General features: G+C 57.6%; 18 protein-coding genes. 8 read left to right on the top strand and 10 right to left on the bottom strand.

From position 1 onward, the window contains the following. A complete protein-coding gene (locus tag ACI38Z_RS04345; RefSeq protein ID WP_439788987.1) occupies nt 1–969 on the bottom strand; it encodes a D-alanine--D-alanine ligase family protein in 969 nt (322 codons plus the stop codon). 110 nt (nt 970–1,079) lie between these two features. Here ACI38Z_RS04345 and rlmN point away from each other — a divergent pair, with 110 nt between their 5' ends. Further along, nucleotides 1,080–2,156: a 23S rRNA (adenine(2503)-C(2))-methyltransferase RlmN gene (rlmN, locus tag ACI38Z_RS04340; RefSeq protein ID WP_439788962.1), complete on the top strand. Its 1,077-nt coding sequence runs from the start codon at nt 1,080–1,082 to the stop codon at nt 2,154–2,156. A 56-nt stretch (nt 2,157–2,212) separates the two neighbouring features. Here the strand turns inward: rlmN and ACI38Z_RS04335 are convergent, their stop codons facing one another. The 9 genes from ACI38Z_RS04335 to rpmH all read right to left on the bottom strand — a co-directional run bounded on the left by ACI38Z_RS04335 (nt 2,213) and on the right by rpmH (nt 8,431). After that, on the bottom strand, nt 2,213–2,449 hold the full coding sequence (locus ACI38Z_RS04335) for a hypothetical protein (protein WP_439788961.1): 237 nt from the start codon (nt 2,447–2,449) through the stop codon (nt 2,213–2,215). Further along, nucleotides 2,446–3,324: a ParB/RepB/Spo0J family partition protein gene (locus ACI38Z_RS04330; RefSeq protein WP_439788960.1), complete on the bottom strand. Its 879-nt coding sequence runs from the start codon at nt 3,322–3,324 to the stop codon at nt 2,446–2,448. The genes ACI38Z_RS04335 and ACI38Z_RS04330 overlap by 4 nt, the downstream gene beginning before the upstream one ends. Continuing rightward, nucleotides 3,317–4,117, bottom strand: a complete 801-nt coding sequence (locus ACI38Z_RS04325) for a ParA family protein (protein ID WP_439788959.1) — start codon at nt 4,115–4,117, stop codon at nt 3,317–3,319. Before ACI38Z_RS04325 ends, ACI38Z_RS04330 begins: the two co-directional genes overlap by 8 nt. Before the next feature lie 42 nt (nt 4,118–4,159). Then, nucleotides 4,160–4,879, bottom strand: coding sequence for a 16S rRNA (guanine(527)-N(7))-methyltransferase RsmG (rsmG, locus tag ACI38Z_RS04320; RefSeq protein ID WP_439788958.1), 720 nt, complete (start codon nt 4,877–4,879; stop codon nt 4,160–4,162). A gap of 1,413 nt (nt 4,880–6,292) precedes the next feature. Continuing rightward, nucleotides 6,293–6,877 (bottom strand): protein jag, encoded by a 585-nt coding sequence (locus tag ACI38Z_RS04315; RefSeq protein WP_439788957.1) that lies wholly within the window; start codon nt 6,875–6,877, stop codon nt 6,293–6,295. A gap of 66 nt (nt 6,878–6,943) precedes the next feature. Beyond that, nucleotides 6,944–7,699: a YidC/Oxa1 family membrane protein insertase gene (locus ACI38Z_RS04310; RefSeq protein ID WP_439788956.1), complete on the bottom strand. Its 756-nt coding sequence runs from the start codon at nt 7,697–7,699 to the stop codon at nt 6,944–6,946. Nucleotides 7,700–7,713: 14 nt separating this feature from the next. After that, nucleotides 7,714–7,968, bottom strand: coding sequence for a membrane protein insertion efficiency factor YidD (gene yidD / locus ACI38Z_RS04305; RefSeq protein ID WP_439788955.1), 255 nt, complete (start codon nt 7,966–7,968; stop codon nt 7,714–7,716). Then, the gene (locus tag ACI38Z_RS04300; RefSeq protein ID WP_439788954.1) at nt 7,965–8,288 is read right to left on the bottom strand and encodes a ribonuclease P protein component; all 324 of its coding nucleotides are present in this window, start codon (nt 8,286–8,288) and stop codon (nt 7,965–7,967) included. The genes yidD and ACI38Z_RS04300 overlap by 4 nt, the downstream gene beginning before the upstream one ends. 8 nt (nt 8,289–8,296) lie before the next feature. Then, nucleotides 8,297–8,431 (bottom strand): 50S ribosomal protein L34, encoded by a 135-nt coding sequence (gene rpmH / locus ACI38Z_RS04295; protein ID WP_439788953.1) that lies wholly within the window; start codon nt 8,429–8,431, stop codon nt 8,297–8,299. A gap of 380 nt (nt 8,432–8,811) precedes the next feature. Between rpmH and ACI38Z_RS04290 the strand changes: the two genes are divergently transcribed. The 7 genes from ACI38Z_RS04290 to ACI38Z_RS04260 all read left to right on the top strand — a co-directional run. Next, nucleotides 8,812–9,915, top strand: coding sequence for an ATP-binding protein (locus ACI38Z_RS04290; RefSeq protein WP_439788952.1), 1,104 nt, complete (start codon nt 8,812–8,814; stop codon nt 9,913–9,915). Between the two features lie 83 nt (nt 9,916–9,998). After that, nucleotides 9,999–11,564 carry a chromosomal replication initiator protein DnaA gene (locus ACI38Z_RS04285; RefSeq protein ID WP_439788951.1) on the top strand — a complete coding sequence of 522 codons (1,566 nt, stop codon included), beginning with the start codon at nt 9,999–10,001 and terminating at the stop codon, nt 11,562–11,564. 251 nt (nt 11,565–11,815) lie between these two features. Next, complete coding sequence (dnaN, locus tag ACI38Z_RS04280; protein ID WP_439788950.1) at nt 11,816–12,919, top strand: DNA polymerase III subunit beta; 1,104 nt, start codon at nt 11,816–11,818, stop codon at nt 12,917–12,919. A gap of 3 nt (nt 12,920–12,922) precedes the next feature. Beyond that, entirely contained in the window at nt 12,923–14,011 is a 1,089-nt protein-coding gene (recF, locus tag ACI38Z_RS04275) for a DNA replication/repair protein RecF (protein WP_439788949.1), read from the top strand. Next, nucleotides 14,004–14,570 carry a hypothetical protein gene (locus tag ACI38Z_RS04270; RefSeq protein ID WP_439788948.1) on the top strand — a complete coding sequence of 189 codons (567 nt, stop codon included), beginning with the start codon at nt 14,004–14,006 and terminating at the stop codon, nt 14,568–14,570. Before recF ends, ACI38Z_RS04270 begins: the two co-directional genes overlap by 8 nt. A gap of 145 nt (nt 14,571–14,715) precedes the next feature. Beyond that, entirely contained in the window at nt 14,716–16,719 is a 2,004-nt protein-coding gene (gene gyrB / locus ACI38Z_RS04265; protein WP_439788947.1) for a DNA topoisomerase (ATP-hydrolyzing) subunit B, read from the top strand. 42 nt (nt 16,720–16,761) lie between these two features. Continuing rightward, a partial coding sequence (locus ACI38Z_RS04260; protein ID WP_439788946.1) for a DNA gyrase subunit A occupies nt 16,762–17,221 on the top strand: 460 nt, incomplete at its 3' end.

The following is a 17,221-nucleotide window of genomic DNA, read 5'->3' as shown; positions in this document are numbered from 1 at the left end:
CTACTCTTTCGTTCCGTGCGCCTCGAGCGCGTACTCCACAAACTTGCGGCAGAGTTCGGGGAACTCGATGCCCTCGTGGCGGGCGGAGTCCGGCATCAGGCTCGATTCCGTCATGCCGGGAATCGTGTTCGTCTCCAGGATTACGGGGGTGCCATCAGACTTTACAATAAAGTCGCTTCTTGATGCACCAAGGCAACCCAGTGCCTTATGTGCGCGCACGGCCAGCTCCTGCGCCTTCGCGTATGCCGCCTCGGGCAGGCGGGCGGGAATGACGTGGTGCAGAGCGGACGGCTCGTACTTCACCTTGCTGTCGTAAAAGTCAGCACCGGTCACAACCTCGATGATTGGCAGCGCATGGGGGTTGTCGTTGCCGATGACGGGAACGGAGATCTCGGTTCCCTCGATGCAGGACTCCACCAGAACACGGTCCCCCTCGGACCCTGCCTTCGCCACTGCCGCAGCAAGCTCGTCGGCGGAGGTGACGCGAGACACGCCAAAGCTCGAACCGTTCGCGGCGGGCTTCACAAAGATTGGCAACCCGAGCTTATTCACAAGCTCCGCAGCCATCTTATCGTCTACCTGCGTGTCGCCCTTCAGGTCAACGCCCTCGGGAACGGGGATTCCCGCGGACCTGTATATCGACTTTGCAACTTCCTTCTCGGTACCGGTCGCAGACGCCAACACGCCGGAGAAGGTGTAGGGAATATGCATAATCTCAAGCAAACCCTGGATACAACCATCCTCACCGTATCGACCGTGCATCGCCACGAACGCCACATCGTAGTTGCCGTCGGCGAGCTTCTTCACGAAGTCAGGCTCGGCGACGTCCAAAAAGTCGACCTTTTCGAAGCCCGCCTGGCCAAGTGCCTTCTGACAAGCCCTCCCTGACTGAAGCGAGATCTCCCTCTCGTCCGACCATCCACCGGCAAGCACAACCACGCTGCATTGTGTAACGTCGGTCTTCTCCATCTTAAGCTCCTTCATTCAGCACTCTGTGCGGTAGTATCAACTCGAAAGGCGAGCTAACTCAATCGAGGATACTCCACAACATCACGTAGACCCAGGCGAGGTCCCAAATCATGCAAGATGCCAATACTCAGCAGCCCTCTTCTCGCCCGCGCCAGAAGAAGGACATTCACAACTACAGTCATAAGGAGCTTGTCACCCTCTTCCAGGAGCTTGGCCAGCCCGCGTTCCGTGCCAAGCAGGTTGAGGAATGGGTATGGGAGAAGAACGCGACGTCCTTCTCGCAGATGTCTAACCTTCCCAAATCGCTTCGAGCCGTTCTCGAAGAGAACCTCACCCTCGGTGGAACCGAGGAGCTCGTAAAGCAGATCTCTCAGGATGGGAGTAGGAAGTATCTCCTGAGGTATCCCGATGGCGTCTCCGTCGAGTGCGTTGGTATGCCCACCCGAGGCAAGCTTGCCGTTTGTGCGTCCTCTCAGGCCGGTTGTCCGATGGGTTGCGCGTTCTGTGCCACAGGTGCCTCTGGTTTCACTAGGAACCTCACTGCCGGAGAGATATACGAGCAGGTCATGCACGTACGTGATGACTTCGATACACGCGTCACGAGCGTTGTTCTCATGGGACAAGGCGAGCCCTTCATGAACTACGATGCCGTACTTTCCGCTCTGCGCAAGCTCAATTCACCAGAAGGGGCTGGTATCGGAGCAAGGCATCTGACCGTTTCCACTTGTGGCGTCATTCCCATGATCAAACGCTTCGCCAACGAGCCCGAGCAGTTCACTCTCGCAGTCTCGCTGCACTCGGCCGTGCAGCGCACCCGCGATATGCTCATGCCCGGCGTCAAGAAGTACTCTCTCCTTCACCTGTATGACGTCATGGGCGAGTATGTGGACAAGACCGGTCGTCGGCCAACCTATGAATACGCACTCATCAAGGGTGTGAACGATACCGAGGAGGAGCTCGCGTCGCTTTGTGATTTCTGTCGCGACAACCTCGCACACGTCAATCTCATTCAGCTTAACGATGTAAAGGGCTCGAAGTTCCAGCCTTCAACCGAGGCACGGGCACAGGAATTCGTAAGGCGCCTTGCTAACGTCGGTGTCGAAGCCACCATTCGTAACTCACGTGGATCCGACATCGATGCCGCTTGTGGACAGCTCAAACAGAATGTCGAGCGCATGACGCACTAGGTTCTTTTATATGAGCAAAGAGACCAACCAGACTTGATTCTGGTTGGCCTCTTTTTCTAATAACCGATTGCTTCCCACTCGGCTCTTGTCTTCTCTTTGTTTCGACTTATGCCTGTCGCTTGCGAGTCTTTCGTCTTCGACGCTTCCGCTGACTCATTGCTTTTCTCTTTCATGAGTTGCAATAGCGTCCTAAGAGAATCCTTCGCTTCGTTGTTCAGCATCAAATAGCAGATGCTTAAGAACAATGCTACTGAGGCTAGGCCACATCCGATTAATGCCGTCGACTTCTTCATTCGCTTTCTCCTGAATTCTCTTCACTTGAAAGCAGGTCAACTATTCTTGCAAGATCCTCATCCGTCGAGAACTCAATCTCGATCTTGTTCTTGTTTCTGAGTCTCTTGACTCGGACGTTGGTGTTGAGTGCCGTACGCAATTGTCTTGCCGCACGCTTGTAGGCGAGTGGGGTAGGCTCTCTATGAGGCTTCTCTTCCGCATTGCCAGTGCCAGAAAATAGGGGTGCGAGATTTTCTGTCTGTCTAACCGTTAAATTCTCGTCTACTACCTTGTGGGCAAGCTTTATTTTTCCCTCTGTACCAGAAACGGCGAGAATTGCCCTGGCATGACCAGCAGTCAGCTTTCCATCAAGCATCATCTGCTGGACCTCGTCAGGAAGATCTAGCAGCCTCAACGTGTTCGCAATGGCCGAACGGGACTTTGAGATTGCCTTCCCAAGTTCCTCTTGCGTGAAGCCATTATCCTTAATGAGCTTCTCATAACCCTTTGCTTCTTCAATCGGGTTCAGATCGGAACGTTGCAGGTTCTCAATGAGGGCTAGCTTGAAGACCTCCTTCTCGTCAATATCCTTGATATTGACTGGTATTTCTTTTAGACCTGCGAGCTTCGCAGCCTGATACCTTCTCTCGCCAGCAACTATCTCATAGTTCGAGCCCTTTTTCCGGACAAGAATCGGCTGCAAGACGCCATTCTGTTTAATGGAGTCTGCAAGCTCCTCGAGCGCATCTTGATCGAAATTCTTTCGAGGCTGATCCTTATTTACCTTGATCTTTGAGAGAGGAAGAGTGGAATCAGTCGATATAGCAGAAATTTCAGCGTCCGCAGTCCCCATCAGAGACTCGAGACCCTTTCCAAGTCCTCCTTTTCTAGCCACGACGCGTCACTTCCTTTGCTAACTTCATATAGGCTAGCGAGCCCTTACTGACATGCGCATACAGTGTAATCGGGAGACCATGACTAGGTGCTTCTGACAGTTTTACGTTCCTCGGGATTATTGTCTTAAAGACTTTTCGCCCAAAGTACTTTGTAACTTCTTCGACAACCTGTTTTGAAAGCGTAGTTCTTGCATCATACATAGTCATTACCACGCCAAACACGTCGAGATCAGGGTTAAGACGTGTCTTTACCATCTTCATCGACTCAAGAAGCTTTGTAACTCCCTCAAGCGCGTAGAACTCACACTGTATCGGAATGAGAAGCGAATCAGCCGCTACAAGAGCATTCACTGTCAGCAACCCCAGCGAGGGTGGACAGTCAATAAAGACATAATCGAATTCGTTCCTAATCGGCGCGAGGATACTCTTTAGAATGCTTTCGCGTGCCATTGCTGAGACGAGTTCGATCTCCGCACCGGCAAGCTGGATTGTTGCAGGAATTACGAAAACGTTGGGTTCAACGGTCTCAGTGATGAGCTGCTCAATAGGGTAGTCATCGAGAAGAGCATCATATACGTCGTGCTCTAGCTCTTCCTTCTCTATTCCGTATCCGCTCGTCGTATTGCCCTGAGGGTCAAGATCGATAACAAGAACCTTCTTCTTGTTTTCGCCTAGTGCTGCAGAAAGATTTACTGCTGTCGTGGACTTTCCAACGCCACCTTTTTGGTTAATGATTGCAAGCACCTTTGAATCTCTGTCTGGAAAGGCGCGCTTTACGTCTTTATAAGTCATGTTGCTCCCAACTGTTTCACGTGAAACACTTGCCATGTTACTTCAATACAAGGGCTGCAACTTCGCCTCTCCAGTTCTTCTTGGCAGGTGAACTGATGGCTGCTTGTATTTCTCAAACTTCAGAATCTCTCTGTGCCCGGATTCATGCGGTAGCTCATATGTTTCACGTGTAACAATCCTCATTCCACAAATCTTTGCAGTCCTAAGAGCTTCATCTAGTTCTTGCTGCTCCAGATTTCCCTTGGATGCAACAGCGAATCCACCAATCTTAAGGAGCGGTGCTGAATATTCCAGAAGTACTCTCAGGCTCGCGACTGCACGTGCAGTCACATAGTCGTACTGTTTGCTGTGATCTCGAGCAAAGTCTTCGACACGAACGTGCATTGCATTACAACGATTGGATAGATTCAGATCCTGGATGAAAGACTCGACACAGCGAACCTTCTTACCTACGGAGTCGATCATGTCCACTTGAAAATTCGTCATGATTGCTAGCGGCACACCAGGAAAACCAGCTCCTGTACCAATGTCACAAAGACGAAGTGAAGCGTCGAATGAATCCATGGCCTTAAGGTAAAGGATGGAGTCTACGATATGTCTATCGATTGCGTCCTCGATTGACGTGATTCTGGTCAAATTGATGTTCTTGTTCTTCTCATTCACAAGTAATACGTGCTTAAGAAGAGATTCAGCCTGTTGCTCTGTAACAGAGATATCGAAATCTCCAGCTTCGGATATTATCCTGCTGATGTTAGTTTCCATATAGGCCTCTCAATATGCCAGAAATACCCGAAACGGGAATTCTTGTCTGTCATGGAACATGGTACAGAACCCAATGTCCTCATAGAATTCGAAGCAATGATTATGATACGCGACGCTGGTACGTCTGTCCCACTACGCCATCGGCTCAATACGAAAGCATAGAATGAAAGACAGTGAAGCGACATCACGAATGAGTGGTCACGAATAGATAGACCTTAAGATGTGTGCGGACTCGTGATCTTTATCGACCAGCCCTCTTTAGCATTGAGCCAATCTTCCCACGTTTTGCAGTATTGAGCCGAACTTGGAGGTTGACCCTAGATAGTACAGTGGGAATTAGCTCCAGAAAGTAATTCGTTGTTCGAGGCAACTGAAGCACGAAACTACCGTTCATCATAAGAAGCTGCACGAAGGTCCAGTACGTCATAGAAGCCAATACCTAGTTCGGCCTTTATAAAGGAAGTCGACAGGGTTCAGCAATCAAAGCATCGTGCGTAATTTCTCCTATATGAGAAAAGCTACTGAGACACAACCTAGAAGGTGTCTACCATGCAATAGACAAGGTCTTCTGGCATCGTGTCATGTCTGCCTAGATGTCTAAAGAGATATTGCACAAAGGACATGGGACGTATATGGATGTAGCCAACGCCTCATTAAGAGCAAACCAGAAACAAATACACCGAATTCAGAGACGAGTCCATTGTTCCTTCTTTCTGAGTCAAGTCACCACGTCCTTACACAGTACTTCTCAATTTTGTAGACGCGAATTTCGACTCTCTTTGTCTCATCGGCATATCTTGCCAAACAGCAACTGCTGCCTGGATGCCTGCCAAACAAACGATTCATATGGGCTCCAGTAACAAGACCCACATGCCGGAGTTGCATCTCGATCTGTCCATAGGCGCTTATGAGACCAGCGGCTTGCATGATTCATAAAGGAGCAATCAGATGAGGATAATGAAGCGACTTCCGTATTCTCATGTGATTGCTTCGTATGGTGAAAGTAGTCATTAAGCCATGCGCGACCCCTGATGAATTTGATTGCACCTCTGACTTGGAGAACCACCAGAAACCCTCGGCAGTTTAGGCGGTACAAAACGCTACACCTCGACCTGGAATAATATGGACTGGCAGCGACTCCTCAGAACATACCCCTTGCGATGGTTTGTGATGTAATGGAATATTGCGATCTGAAGAGTCGGCTTATAGGACGCACAAGCGTGGCGCACCCAGCAGGAATCTTTCGACCTGGCTCCTCACCAAGAGCGGAATGTCATTCACTCCATGACCTTCTGAAACCGGAGGACATGACCACAGGAATGGCATGGTGTGATCAGCCAAGCGCAGCTGGCTACAAAAGGAGGGAGACACGAAGTCCGTGTCTCCCTCTCATAACGATCGAATGTCTCAGCGCTAACGAGCCTGATATGTAACGACGACGCGCCGCTCGGGCTCGACACCCTCGGAATGCGTCGTGACGTCCTCGTCATCCAGAAGCGCAAGGTGGATGATCCTGCGATCATAGGCGTTCATGGGAGCCAAGGCCACGCGTCCCTGCTGCTTCTTGGCGCGCGCGGCGGCGGACTTCGCCATCTCGGTGAGCTTGTTCCTACGGCGGCTCTTGTAGCCCTCGATGTCAACAACGATTGGGTAGTGGAACTTAATCTTGTTGCTCACGTAGGAGGAGACGACCATCTGGAGGGCATCAAGCGTGCGGCCGTGACGCCCAATGAGGACCGCAAGGTCCCCACCGCTAATGTCGAGAATGAGCTCGCCCTCATCGCCGTCGTACTCGTCAATGGACACATGCTCTTCTCCGAAGCAGCCGAGAAGGCCCCTGATGTACTTCACGGCGACGTCAGCGATGAGGTCGATCTCGTCGTCCGTCAGTTCGACATCGGCCTCGTAGTGCTCACGAATCTTCGCGAACTTGTCATCGGCGTCGTTGCCCTGCGTGGGTTCATCCCCCTCGAGCACGACGTTCTGCTCGTCCTCCACCGTATACCTCCAAAACGAACGCGGCGCACTAAAGCGCCGCGCAAATATCCCTAGGCTCTAATGATACTAGTTCTTCTTGTGCGGGCGAGGCTTGCGCTCCTTGCGGACCACATCCACCTGCACGCCCTGCTGGGCAAGCTTGGCCTCGGTCTCGGCCTTCACCTTGTCCATGACACGCTGGGTGACGACCTTCTGCTGCACGACCTGCCACACTGCGGAGGCATCATAGTAGAGAAGAACGGCGCCCGGGACGCTCCAGCCGAACCAGAGCATCATGGCGGCCATGACGACACCCATGACCATGGTCTGCTGACGCTGCTCCTCGGGGGTGTTCTGCATGTTCATCATCATGGGGATGAACGTGAGGATGCCGAACAGGACGTCGAAGATGATGTAGACGAGGGCCTCCTGGATGCCCTTGCCCATGGCGCCAGCAGCGGACTGCGAGAGCGACGGCATGATGTTGAGGAAGTGCGCGGAGGCGGGAACCTGCTTCGCGACCGTGAAGAGCGCGAAGAAGACGGGCATCTGGATGAGGATGGGCAGGCAGCCACCGAGCGGGTTGAACTTGTTCTCGGCAGTGAACTTGCGCAGCTCCTCGGCCTGGCGCTCGGGGTCGTCCGCGTACTTGTTCTGGATCTCCATCATCTTGGGCTGCAGCGCCTGCATCCTCGCGCTCGAGGCGGTCGACTTGTTCATGAGCGGCATGACAAGCAGACGGATGATGATCGTCAGCACGATGACAGCGATGCCCCAGTCCCCGCATAGGTCTGCGAGCGACTTAAGGATCATGGTAAGGAAACTAATAAACCAATCCCACATGGGTTCCTCCGGTATCAGAGCTTGGGGACGGGGTCGAAACCGCCTTTGTGAAAGGGATTACAGCGCAGAATCCTTCTGAACGCCAACCAGGAGCCCTTGAGGGCGCCGTACCTACTAATGGCCTCGAAGGCATATGCGGAGCAGGTTGGCTCGTAGATGCATGACGGCGGAAAGAGCGGCGACACATACCGTTGATAGAAGCGAATCATAGCGAGAAGGGCCCGCTTGATCGGAGGCGTCCTTCTCGCCCGGTTATAATGGCTGCTCATAGCAGTCCCGACCGCCTGAGGATCGAGCGCATGTCAACCGACACGTCTTGCGGCGTACTGTCATGGGTCGCCCTGGTCGCAAAGAGAATGACCTTGGACCCTTGTGCGGGCAGGCCACAAGCACGCGCCGCCTCTCGCAGAACCCTCTTGCAGCGGTTGCGATAGACGGCATTCCCCAGTCGCTTAGGCGCGACGAAGGCGACCTTTCCCAAGTCGCCTCCGTCGCACTTCAGAACCGTAGCTCGCACGAGTCTACTGTTGACTCTTTTTCCGCCAGAGAAGACCTCTTCAAATTCTCTTCTGGATTTGATGGTCTCCATGGTCGTTCCTAGACGGTAAGCCTCTTGCGGCCCTTGGCGCGACGGCGGGACAGAACGGCGCGGCCGCCCTTGGTGGCCATGCGTGCACGGAAGCCGTGGGTGACGGCGCGCTTGCGCTTGTTAGGCTGATACGTACGCTTCATTTTGAAATCCTCCCGAGGATCGACATATAGGACTAATCGGGTCAAGCCCCAAGATTGTAGTGGTCTATCGGGCAAAATGTCAATTTTTTCTCGCACGCGGCCGGGCGGGAAGGCGCTCGACTACGAAACCATCACCAAACTGGGCGGGGAATGGGACCATTCATGAAAGAATGGGCGAATGAATTTGCTGAACCTTCCGCTTCATCTGCGGTTATGTTTCCGAATGATGCTATGATTTTTCACCCGAGTGGAAACCGTTTTCTGTAGTTATCAACAACGTTTCACAAGTTGTCGAAATCTTTCATTCGCAGAATATTCTCGATGAATGGTTTTCGACATAGGTTCATGAAATGTTGAAAACGTTGGAGAAAGGGCTGGACGTGGCGCGCGACTTCTATCCGTTTGTGGAGGGCTCATCCGCAGGTGACGGGCATGACGAGACCCCCAAAACCTCCACAGACGGGCCGAGTCTCGAGGTGAAATATCCCGCCCGCATCGCCGTGTACGACGACGCATCGGCCGCGCCGCGCGTCGTGGTGGTCGAGCCAAAGGACGTTCGCTCGTACCTGGAGGAGATAACGACGACGGTCGTGCGCCTCGCGAAGGAGCAGGGCAGCACCATCCCATTCATGGTCATAAGGGAGATCGTGGAGAACTTCATCCACGCATACTTTATAGAGCCGACGATCAGCATCCTCGACGGAGGGGAGACAATCAGGTTCTCGGACCAGGGACCCGGCATCAAGTCGAAGGAGCTTGCGCTCGAATACGGCACGACGAGCGCCTCCGAGGAGATGAAGCAGTACATCCGTGGCGTTGGCTCCGGGCTTCCCTACGTGCAGCAGTACATGGAGGACCGCGGCGGGACGCTCACGATTGACGACAACATCTCCGGCGGGACGGTCGTCACCATATCCAACGTGCAGGAGGAAGAGGAGGAGCCGCTTCCTCCGCAGCTTGCACCGCAGGGACAGCCCTACGCGATGCCACCCCAGCAGGCCGCGGCGGCGCCTGGCTACCCGCAGGCGGGAAGCCCGGTCCCCGGCTATGGCATGCCCGCGTACGGCCAGACGCCGTACCCGGCACAGCCCTACGGCGCGGGGACGCAGGGGTTTGCGCAGGCGCCGTACCAGCCGTACCAACCGTATCCTCCGCAGTACGCCCAGTATCCGCAGACAAGTCCCTATCCGGGATACGCACCTGCGCAGGGCCAGGCCGCGGCGCCCCAGCCACAGATGGCAGCGGCACCCACGCTGTCCGAGCGCGGGCGCACCGTGCTCGGATACCTGCTGATGAACCAGGCAGTGGGACCGACCGACCTCACGCGACAGTTTGGCAGCTCGCAGCCCACGTGGACGAGGGAGCTGCAGCGCCTTGAGAAGGCCGGGTTCGTGCGGAAGAACAAGGGGGCCCAGAAGTACGTGCTGACGGATCTGGGCAGGTCGTACGCGCAGCAGGCCGGCGGCCAGCCGGGCGTTCAATAGGCACCCAAACGTAGTGGACAAACGGGGTAGTTTTCATCATATAATGTTGGCACTTTTCAACATTGCAGAGGTAAATGGTGAGGATGACTTCTACCCAAGAATCAGACGCGATCGCACTCTGGACGGACGTCCTGTCGCTCCTGGCGGAGCGCGGGCTGCCAGCCCCGACGCTCGCCATGCTCAGGAGCTGCAAGGCGGTCTCGTTTGACGGCGAGCGGCTGGTCGTCTCCACGAACATGGGATTTGCCCAGCGCAAGATAGCCGAGCAGACCCCCGTGATCGAGGAGTGCCTCGAGCAGGCCGCGTTCCAGCACGTCACGTTTGAGGTGGCGCTCTCCCACGACACGAGCCCCCATCCCGTCGAGACCGGGTCAGAGATGACGCGCGAGGAGGTCGGGCGCATCAACGCACGCGAGAGCGCTGTCGCGGCGCAGGAGCCGCCCGCGGCCGCACCCCAGACGATGCCCGCAACCACGACGGCACGTCCTTCTCGCCCGGTCGTCGCAAAGGCAGCCGCAAGCGCGCCGAAGGAGCAGAGCGACTTCGCCAAGGAGGAGATCGACCCGGCGGACTCGAAGCTCACGTTTGACCGCTTTGTCTCCGGCGAGGAGAACGAGTTCGCGTTCGACGCGGCCAAGCAGGTCGCGAACGGGGAGAACAAGAGCTACAACCCGCTCTTCATCTATGGCAAGAGCGGTCTGGGCAAGACGCACCTGCTGCGCGCCATACAGAACTACATTGCGCAGAACGACCCGTCGCGGCTGTGCGTCTATAGGACCGGCACGGAGTTTGTGGACGACTACGTGAGCGCAATGAACGTGGGAGACACGCCCGCCAAGGCCGCGCTCGTGCGCAACTACCAGAACGTGGACGTGCTGATAATCGACGACATCCAGAACATGCGGCGCGCGGCCGGCACGATCAGCTTCTTCTTCGAGACGTACAACGCGCTCATGTCGCACGGCAAGCAGATCGTGCTCGCGGCGGACCGCTCACCCTCGCAGCTTGGCATGGGCGACAGCAAGTTTGACGAGCGCGAGACCTCGCGCATGGACTCCGGCGTGACCGTGAGCATCCAGGTGCCAGACTACGAGCTCAAGCTGAAGCTGATCAACAACTTCTACGACATGATGAAGCAGGACGCCGTACGCGAGCACGTGCCCGGGATGACGGGCACCATATCCGAGGACGACCGCAAGCTCATGGCGGAGCGCTCCGGCACGAACATCCGCATCATCGAGGGGTTCGTGCACACGTGCCTCATCACCGCGTCGCGCAAGGAGCGCCAGGGCGAGAAGATCGGCCGCGAGGACATCATAAAGATTGCCAACGCCAAGTGGCCGACCGGGCAGAAGACCATATCCGTCGAGCAGATACAGAAGGCCGTCGAGGCGTACTACGACGTGTCGCACATGGACCTGGTGGGCTCCAAGCGCAACAAGGAGCTGATGGAGCCGCGTCACGTGGCGGTGTGGCTGACGCGCGAGCTGACCGACAACACGCTGGCAGACATCGGCAAGAAGTTTGGCGGACGCAGCCACGCGACCGTCAAGCACAGCATCTACTGGGTCGACAAGACCCGAAAGGAAGACAGGATGTTCCAGGACAGGGTGCAGACCCTGCAGGACAGCATTACGGACAACCGCTAGGAAGGCCGAGGTCGTTTTAAAACTTGGAAGAAATCCTGTCGAGAAGGGAAGAAAAGTGACGGGACGACGAAGAAAGAAGTTTTCGACATCCTGTAGCGTCGAAAGACCGAAGGGAAATTGAAGCCGTCTGAGTTTTCGTAACTATTGCGTCTAGCTGCACTTCTCTTTACTTTTCGACTTTTCTACACTGCCTATTATTACTCCTACCTTTTCTTTTATATATAAGTACTAATAAAGACGGAGGGTCCCAAATGAAGTTTACGGTAAGCCAGTCAGCCCTTGCACAAGCCCTCTCGGTGGTGGCGAAGGGCATGGCGTCAAACTCGACCCTCCCCGTGCTCTCGGGCATATACATAAGTGCCCAGGAGGGCATGCTCGAGTTCCAGACGACGAACCTGGACATATCCATCCGTCACAGGATCGCGGCGGACGTTGAGGAGGAAGGCGCGACCGTCGTCTCGGGTAAGATCCTCACCAACATCGTGAAGACCCTGCCCGACTCCGCGGTGCTCTTCGACGGCGGTGACAGGGTCCTGACGATCCAGTGCGACAAGTCCTCGTTCCGCCTCAACACCCTTGACGCCAACGACTTCCCGGAGTTCCCCGAGTACGACCTCGAGCGTACGGTCGAGCTGCCGAGCGACCTGCTCTCCGAGATGGTCGGTAAGGTGTACAAGGTAACCTCAAAGGACACGTCGCGACCCATCCTGTCCGGTGTCCTTCTCACCGTGGAGGACAACACGATCAGGCTGGTCGCCACGGACTCGTACCGTCTTGCGGTGTGCGACTCCAACGTGGAGACGAGTTCGCTCCAGGAGGCGTTCGAGACGATCGTCCCCGGCAACACGTTCCACGACGTGCTGACGCTGCCGTCCATGACGGACAGGCTCACCATCGGCACGACGAACAGCCAGGTCGTGTTCGCGTTTGGCGACACCACGTACGTGTCGCGCAAGATCGACGGCACGTTCCCCAACTACAAGCAGCTCCTGCCGCCCAGCTGCAACACGTCCGTCAAGATCGACGTGGCGCAGTTCTCCGCGGCGCTCAAGCGCGTCTCCGTCATCGCGCTCACCAACCCGTCCGTCCGCTTTGACATCGACCCGGACGGCAAGGTGATGAAGCTTTCCGCAAGCTCGCCGGACCAGGGCGAGTCCACCGAGCTCCTGCCCGTCGAGGTGGAGGGCAGCGCCATGTCGATCGCGCTCAACTACCACTACGTGTTCGACTGCGTCAACGCCGCGAGCGACCAGAAGGAGATCACCCTGGAGCTGCAGAGCACGATGCAGCCGGGCATCTTCAAGTCGTACTCCAGGATCAACTACCTCTACCTGCTCATGCCGGTCAGGATGTAGGCCGTGGGACTTCGCGTCAAGACGCTCGGGCTCAGGGACTGGAGGAACTTCGAGGAGAAGAGCATCGACTTTTCCGACGGCATGACGATCCTGGTGGGTCCGAACGCCGTGGGGAAGACGAACACCGTGGAGGCGCTGCAGATGCTGACCGCGGGCTCCTCGTTCAGGAAGCCGAAGCCCTCCCAGCAGATCCGGGAGGACTGCGAGTCCGCAAAGATACACGCAAGGCTCGAGGGCGACGGTCGCGTGATAGACGTCGCGTGCGAGGTCGAGCCCACGCGGCGGCGCTTCTTCCGCAACGGGAAGAAGTGCGTCGCCCTGGACCTTCCGGCGACGCTCATGTCGGTCCTCTTCAACCCGGACGACCTGTCGTTCGTGAAGCGCGGGGCATCGTACAGAAGGGACGAGCTCGATGGCTTTGGCCGGCAGGCCAACGCGGGCTATGCAAAGGTCCTTTCCGCCTACCTGCGCTCCGTTGAGCAGAGGAACCGCCTCCTGAAGGAGGACTACCCGGACCTGGCGCTCCTGGACGCATGGGACGCCTCCGTGGCCCTTGGCGGCGCGACGCTCCTCGCGGCCCGGCTCAGGCTCTTCGAGCGGCTCAGGACGCACCTGCGAGAGGTCTACGGCCAGATCGCCGGCGGAGAGGAGCTCGACTGCACCTACGTGTCGTCCCTCGGGGTCGATCTGTCCGGCTCCTCTCGCGACGAGATCTGCGACGTCTTCGCGCGACGCCTGCAGGAGGAGAGGGACACCGACCTCCGCCGCCAGCAGACGACCGTGGGCCCGCAGCGCGACGACGTCAGCTTCACGATAGACGGCCGCGACGCGCGGGCGTTTGGCTCGCAGGGACAGCAGCGCTCCATCGTGCTCGCGTGGAAGATGGCCGAGGTGGCGCTGTCCCGCGAGGTGGTGGGGGAGCAGCCGCTGCTCCTGCTGGACGACGTGATGAGCGAGCTGGACGAGAAGCGCCGGAACGCCATGACGAGGTTCGTCCAATCCGGCATCCAGACCGTCGTCACGACGACGAACCTGGGGTACTTCCCCGATGACCTGCTAAAAGAGGCAAAGGTCGTGAACGTCGTTGGGTAAGCGCAAGGCATATGCGAGCGACTACGTTTACGACACGGAGCGCTTCAGGAACGACTCGTCCCTCTCGTCGCTGCTCGACGGCGTCGTGAGGTCCGACATGCGCGCCCACATGAGCGACGCGCAGCGCGCCCGCGCCGCGTGGTACGGCGCGAACGGCGACGTGGAGCGCAAGCACACCACGGGCGTGTTCCTGGACACGTCGCCCGTCAAGAAGGGCCGCGACCCCGTGCTGTGCGTCTACGTGGACTCGCACGCACGCCTGTCCGACTTCAGCGCGAACAAGGAGATCTACCTGGCACGCCTTCACGGGTACGGTCTGCAGGTATCCGGCATCCGCTTCAGGCTTTCCGACTCGCGGCACATGCGCAAGCAGGACTCGGGAACCTACCAGTCGCTCGACCATGGCGAGGAGCGCCTCGAGCTCCCCGAGCTTTCCGCAGAGCAGGAGCGCCGCGTGGAGGACATGACGCGCGACCTGCCGGACGGCCTGAGGGAAAAGGCGAGAAGGGCGATGGAACTCTCGCTGCGAAGGGAAATGCTAAAAAGGGCGGGGAATTGATTTTCTCGCGAATATCGGCCTTACAAGGCCCTTTGACGTGATTTTTCGGTAGTTCGACCACCCATTTTGTATTTGGCCCAATGAAATCCGACGCGCTCACTAAAATATACGGTGCGCTTTATTGCTCTGTAGAGAGGAAAAGTGAGTGGCAGAAGAGAAGAACAACTATAACGGTCAGGAGATCAAGGTCCTCAAGGGGCTCGAGGCCGTGCGCATGCGTCCCGGCATGTACATCGGCACCACGAGCGAGACGGGCCTGCACCACCTGGTCTGGGAGATCGTCGACAACTCCGTCGACGAGGCCATGGCGGGCTACTGCACCAAGATTTCCGTGACGGTGCACGCGGACAACTCCATCACCGTCGTGGACAACGGCCGCGGCATTCCCGTCGACATGCACCCCACGGAGAAGAAGCCGACCCTCGAGGTCGTCCTCACGATCCTGCACGCCGGCGGCAAGTTCGACAACAACGCGTACAAGGTGTCCGGCGGCCTGCACGGCGTCGGCGTCTCGGTCGTGAACGCGCTCTCGAAGAAGCTCATCGCGCAGGTCAGGCGCGACGGCAAGATCTACGAGATGCAGTTCTCGCGCGGCAAGACGACCGAGAAGATGAAGGTCGTGGGCAAGTCCAAGACCACGGGCACCACGATCTCGTTCTGGCCGGACGAGGAGATCTTCGAGACCACCGTCTACAACTACGACACCCTGCGCAACCACCTGCGCGAGACGGCGTTCCTGAACAAGAACCTCAAGATCGTGCTGACGGACGAGCGCGAGCTCGTCCCGCGCGTCGAGGAGTTCTGCTATGCAGGCGGCATCAACGACTTCGTGAAGTTCCTCAACGGCTGGGACGGAAAGCAGTACGAGAAGCCGGTCCTTCCGGGCCTCTCTCGCCCCATCTACATCGAGGGCAAGACCGACGAGGACACGCCCCTCGCGAAGAAGGGCGAGGTCGAGGTGTCCCTCCAGTGGAATACCGGGTACTCGGAGCACGTGATGTCGTTCGCGAACGACATCTACACCGAAGAGGGCGGCATGCACCTCGAGGGCTTCAGGACCGCGCTCACGAAGACGATCAACGACTACGCGCGCAGCCACAAGCTCCTGAAGGAGAAGGAGGCCAACCTCACGGGTGACGACATCCGCGAGGGCCTGACTGCCGTCATCTCGGTCAAGCTTCCCGACCCGCAGTTCGAGGGCCAGACGAAGGCAAAGCTCGGCAGCTCGTACATGAGGACGCTCACGAACAAGATCGTCTCACGCGGCCTCGCCGACTACCTCGAGGAGCACCCCAAGCAGGGCAAGGAGATCTTCCGCAAGGCCTCGAGCGCCGCGAAGGGCCGTCTTGCCGCGCAGAAGGCCAGGCAGGCCACGCGTCGCAAGAGCATCCTCGAGTCCGCCTCGCTTCCCGGCAAGCTCGCCGACTGCTCCGTGAGGGACGCGTCGATGACCGAGCTCTTCATCGTCGAGGGTGACTCGGCAGGCGGCTCGGCCAAGGATGGCCGTCGTCGCGACATCCAGGCGATCCTTCCGCTGAGGGGCAAGATCCTGAACGTCGAGCGCGTTGGTGACCACCGCGCCTTCAACTCCGACACGATTCAGAGCCTGATCACGGCCATCGGCACGGGCGTGACGACCGACGGCGGCGACTTCGACATCAACAAGGCCCGCTACCACAAGATCATCATCATGACCGATGCCGACGTCGACGGTGCGCACATCCGCATCCTGCTGATGACGTTCTTCTACAAGTACATGCGCCCGTTGATCGACGCCGGCTACATCTACAGCGCGTGCCCACCGATCTTTGGCGTGAAGGTGGGCAAGAAGATCCACTACGTGTACCCGGACGGCAAGACGCCCGAGGAAACGCTCCTCGCGCAGGCCATCGAGCAGTACGTGCCCAGGGACGCCGAGGGCAAGCAGCGCAAGTACACCGTCCAGCGCTACAAGGGCCTGGGCGAGATGGACCCGCAGCAGCTCGCGGACACGACCATGGACCCGAAGACCAGGATCCTCCAGCGCATCGGGATCGAGGACGCCGCGAGGGCGGAGCTCGCCGTATCCCACCTCATGGGCACGTCCGTCGAGTACAGGCGCGACTACATCGAGCACCACGCCAAGGACGCCCGATTCCTGGATGCGTAAGACAGGGCTCCCGAGGCGGAACCACGAAGAAAGGCACGCTAAGTGGCAGATGAGAAGAACACGCCCGTAAACGGGCAGAACCAAGACCAGTCGGGTGACGGCGCGACCCTGCCGGAGGACCTGCAGCGTCTGCTCGACCGCGCGGAGGCGGACGAGTCGGACGCCCCCGTGTACGACCCTGACGCGGCCGACGAGGCCGGCATGGACGACGATTCGGACGACGACTCCGACGACGAGGACGAGGACGACGAGGACGCGCAGCTCGAGATGGGCGGCGACAACCGCGGCGATGGCGACGGCGTGGACGTGCATGGCGGCCGCCTGCAGTTCCACGAGTTCGGACACGAGATGGAGCAGTCCTTCATCGAGTACTCCATGTCCGTCATCACAGCCCGTGCGCTCCCCGACGTCCGAGACGGCCTGAAGCCCGTCCACAGGCGCATCCTGTACGCCATGAACGAGGCGGGCATCTTCCCGAACAAGCCCCACAAGAAGTCCGCCT

Source organism: Parafannyhessea sp. (assembly GCF_051876455.1).
Classification (GTDB): domain Bacteria; phylum Actinomycetota; class Coriobacteriia; order Coriobacteriales; family Atopobiaceae; genus Parafannyhessea.
The sequence above is the reverse complement of the archived record's forward strand: the minus strand, read 5'-3'. Positions and strand labels throughout refer to the sequence as shown.

Excerpts from the sequence above, each read along its gene's own strand:
- ACI38Z_RS04345 (WP_439788987.1), bottom strand. The coding sequence starts at position 969 with ATGGAGAAGACCGACGTTACACAATGCAGCGTGGTTGTGCTTGCCGGT.
- rlmN (WP_439788962.1), top strand. The coding sequence starts at position 1,080 with ATGCAAGATGCCAATACTCAGCAGCCCTCTTCTCGCCCGCGCCAGAAG.
- ACI38Z_RS04335 (WP_439788961.1), bottom strand. The coding sequence starts at position 2,449 with ATGAAGAAGTCGACGGCATTAATCGGATGTGGCCTAGCCTCAGTAGCA.
- ACI38Z_RS04325 (WP_439788959.1), bottom strand. The coding sequence starts at position 4,117 with ATGACTTATAAAGACGTAAAGCGCGCCTTTCCAGACAGAGATTCAAAG.
- rsmG (WP_439788958.1), bottom strand. The coding sequence starts at position 4,879 with ATGGAAACTAACATCAGCAGGATAATATCCGAAGCTGGAGATTTCGAT.
- ACI38Z_RS04310 (WP_439788956.1), bottom strand. The coding sequence starts at position 7,699 with ATGTGGGATTGGTTTATTAGTTTCCTTACCATGATCCTTAAGTCGCTC.
- yidD (WP_439788955.1), bottom strand. The coding sequence starts at position 7,968 with ATGAGCAGCCATTATAACCGGGCGAGAAGGACGCCTCCGATCAAGCGG.
- ACI38Z_RS04300 (WP_439788954.1), bottom strand. The coding sequence starts at position 8,288 with ATGGAGACCATCAAATCCAGAAGAGAATTTGAAGAGGTCTTCTCTGGC.
- rpmH (WP_439788953.1), bottom strand. The coding sequence starts at position 8,431 with ATGAAGCGTACGTATCAGCCTAACAAGCGCAAGCGCGCCGTCACCCAC.
- ACI38Z_RS04285 (WP_439788951.1), top strand. The coding sequence starts at position 9,999 with ATGACTTCTACCCAAGAATCAGACGCGATCGCACTCTGGACGGACGTC.
- dnaN (WP_439788950.1), top strand. The coding sequence starts at position 11,816 with ATGAAGTTTACGGTAAGCCAGTCAGCCCTTGCACAAGCCCTCTCGGTG.